At 47.1% G+C, this 2,950-nt stretch carries 3 protein-coding genes; all 3 read left to right on the forward strand.

What is annotated here, in order from left to right; genetic code table 11:
• Positions 1-195: 195 nt before the first annotated feature.
• The 3 genes from GRP75_RS23185 to GRP75_RS23195 all read left to right on the forward strand — a co-directional run bounded on the left by GRP75_RS23185 (position 196) and on the right by GRP75_RS23195 (position 2,927).
• Positions 196-1,422: a M20 metallopeptidase family protein gene (locus GRP75_RS23185; RefSeq protein ID WP_160790484.1), complete on the forward strand. Its 1,227-nt coding sequence runs from the start codon at positions 196-198 to the stop codon at positions 1,420-1,422.
• Between the two features lie 28 nt (positions 1,423-1,450).
• The gene (locus tag GRP75_RS23190) at positions 1,451-2,107 is read left to right on the forward strand and encodes an enoyl-CoA hydratase/isomerase family protein (RefSeq protein WP_237449152.1); all 657 of its coding nucleotides are present in this window, start codon (positions 1,451-1,453) and stop codon (positions 2,105-2,107) included.
• A gap of 172 nt (positions 2,108-2,279) precedes the next feature.
• Positions 2,280-2,927 carry an enoyl-CoA hydratase/isomerase family protein gene (locus GRP75_RS23195; protein WP_160790485.1) on the forward strand — a complete coding sequence of 216 codons (648 nt, stop codon included), beginning with the start codon at positions 2,280-2,282 and terminating at the stop codon, positions 2,925-2,927.
• Positions 2,928-2,950 lie beyond the last annotated feature (23 nt).

Here is a 2,950-nt window from a genome sequence, read left to right on the forward strand (position 1 = left end):
AAAAGAGTTATATCACAATAAATGTGATATATCAATGTTCCGGCAGTATCCAAAATAGTGTTCTTAAAATGTCTTATTTTCTCTTGACATCGAATACCATTAAAAGTACGATAAAAGTGTTCTTAAAAAGTCTTAAAATATAAAGGGGGGGATGTTCACTCTGTTCTTACGTTCATTCAATATGTGTTTTGGGAGATGTTCATTGTGATTGAAGAAGCTGGAGACTTTTTGGGTATGGCCCATCAGCTGCAGGAAAAATTGGTCATGTACAGGCATCATCTTCATGCGGTTCCGGAACTTGATTTAAGTTTACCCAGGACAACGGCCTACGTAAAAGAGGTGTTAGAGTCGATGGGGCTTAAGCCCACGCCCGTAGGAGAGTCAGGTCTAACGGTTACGATCGGCGGACAACATACCGGGAAGGTGATTCTTATCCGGGCGGATATGGATGGGCTGCCCATTCAAGAGGAAACGGATCTTTCTTTTGCGTCGTTGAACGGAAACATGCATGCATGCGGCCACGACTTGCATACTTCCATGCTCTTGGGAGCTGCGGAGATCCTGAAGGCCAACGAAGAGCAGCTTCACGGGACGGTTAAGCTTATGTTTCAGCCGGGTGAAGAGACTCTGCACGGGGCAAAGATGATGATTGAGAATGGGATTCTCGAAAATCCTAAAGTGGATGCAGCCATGATGCTACACGTGTTGACTGGAATGCCGATTCCTGTCGGGCAATTTGTATTGCCTGAGGCCGGAGAAGCGATTTCAGCTTCTTCTGATTGGTTCGAAGTCATCATCCGCGGAAGGGGCGCACATGGAGCGATGCCTAGCGCCGCAGTAGACCCATTAAATGTAGCTGCTCATCTTCATCTGGCGCTGCAGGGAATCATAAGCCGTGAAATTTCGCCAATTGATAATGCAGTTCTTACAATTGGAGTGATGGAAGGCGGAAATACAAACAACGTGATTCCCTATACGGCCAGAATGAAAGGAAGCGTACGTTCATTTAACGCCACATTGCGGGATAAAATGGAAACCCGTATCCACGAAATTTCTGCAGGTATTGGAGAAACTTTTCAGGCAAAGGTGGAGGTGATCTATACCAGGGGATGTCCTGAGGTGCAAACGGACAACGGGCTTAACCGTCAAATGAGAACTACTATTGCAAACACCTTTGGCGCCAGTTCCTTTATCGGTATAACCCAATTGATACCCGGCGGTAAATTAATGGGATCGGAAGACTTCGCATTTGTATCACAAGCGGTGCCAAGTACCTCAGTGTTTCTTAACGCAGGCAATACCGAGGAAGGTTATGGTTACCCTGTGCACCATCCAAAGACGATGTTCTCGGATGAGGTGCTTTATAAAGGGGCTGCGGCTTACGCTGCTTTCGCCAGAGATTGGCTTGAAAGTAATAGATAATATCTAAACAAAACTAGGAGGAATTGAAATGACAGAGAGACGTATGATTGGACCAACAAAATTTGATGAGTATTCGGTGAAGTACAAAGACTTTCTTTTAATGACACGTCGTAACGGAATCATCGAAGTACGGCTGCATACCGACGGAGGACCGTACAAGCATTCTTGGGAAGCCCATACGGCATGGTCCCATGCATGGTCAGATATTGGCCGCGACCCTGAGAACGAAGTAATGATTATTTCTGGAACAGGGGATAAATGGGTTATAGGGGACCCTGATGTCTGGAATACAAAATTTATGGACTGGCCGAAGCAAAAGAAGCTCGAACAGTATCATGAATCGCTGAGACTGCTTGAGAACTTGATATTCTGCATTGACATCCCTACAATCGGAGCGATCAATGGCCCGGGAACGCACTGTGAACTTGCAACTCTCTGTGATATTACCATTTGTACAGAAGACGCGGACTTTTTTGATCCGCATTATCTGGGAGGCACACCTCCCGGAGATGGAATGTTACTCACGCTGCAGAACATGATCGGTTTCAAGAAAGCAGCATACTACGCATACACCGGCAAGAATATCAATGGTCAAACCGCATTGGACCTGGGCATAGTTAGTGAAGTCCTGCCCCGCGAAAAGCTTCTTCCCCGCGCATGGGAGCTTGCGGAGATGATTATGTAGGCACCGCGTTCAACGAGACATCTGTCCCATTCCATTATATCCCGTCCATGGAAACAAGCCCTGGTCAGTGATCAAGGGTTCCAGCTTGCCCACCAAATGTATGACATGGCCATTGATGAAGAAGGAGCTCTGGAGCGGCTGAAAAAAATGCAAGGACGTCTAATGGGCAAAGATGTTCAATAGAGATATGGCGGGACCTACACGATTCGAAGAATACTCGGAGAAGTACAAGGACTTGTTCTTCATGACCCGCCGTGACGGCATACTCGAAGTACGTATGCACACTCACGGGGGACCGCTTCAATTTGACTGGATGGCTCAAACTGCATATAGCAATGTATGGTCAGATGTTGGCCGTGACCCTGAGAATGAGGTGATGATTCTTACAGGGACAGGAGATTTGTGGCAAATAGGCAATCCTGAAGTCTGGACAACAAAATTCATGGATTGGCCGAATAGCCGGAAACTGGATTTCTATCATGAATCGCGCAGAATGATTGAAAATATGATCTATTGCATCGGCATTCCCACCATTGGGGCGATCAATGGCACAGGCTCACACTGGCAACTGGGAACCAAGAAAGCGGCATACTACGCATACACGGGGATGAACATTAATGCTCAAGCGGCATTAGACCTTGGTCTGGTTAGTGAGGTACTGCCTCGTGAAAAGCTTCTTCCACGTGCGTGGGAGCTGGCAGAGATGATCATGCAGGCCCCCCCGCTCTGTAAGACAGCTTACTCATCCGATTGTGTCGCGCTCATGGAAAAAAGCCCTTGCCAACGATCAGGGTCTCCAGCTTACGCACCAAATGTATGACATGGCCATTGATGAAGAGGGTA

The sequence above is a fragment of the Paenibacillus sp. OT2-17 genome, from assembly GCF_009827695.1.
Lineage (GTDB): Bacteria > Bacillota > Bacilli > Paenibacillales > Paenibacillaceae > Paenibacillus > Paenibacillus polymyxa_B.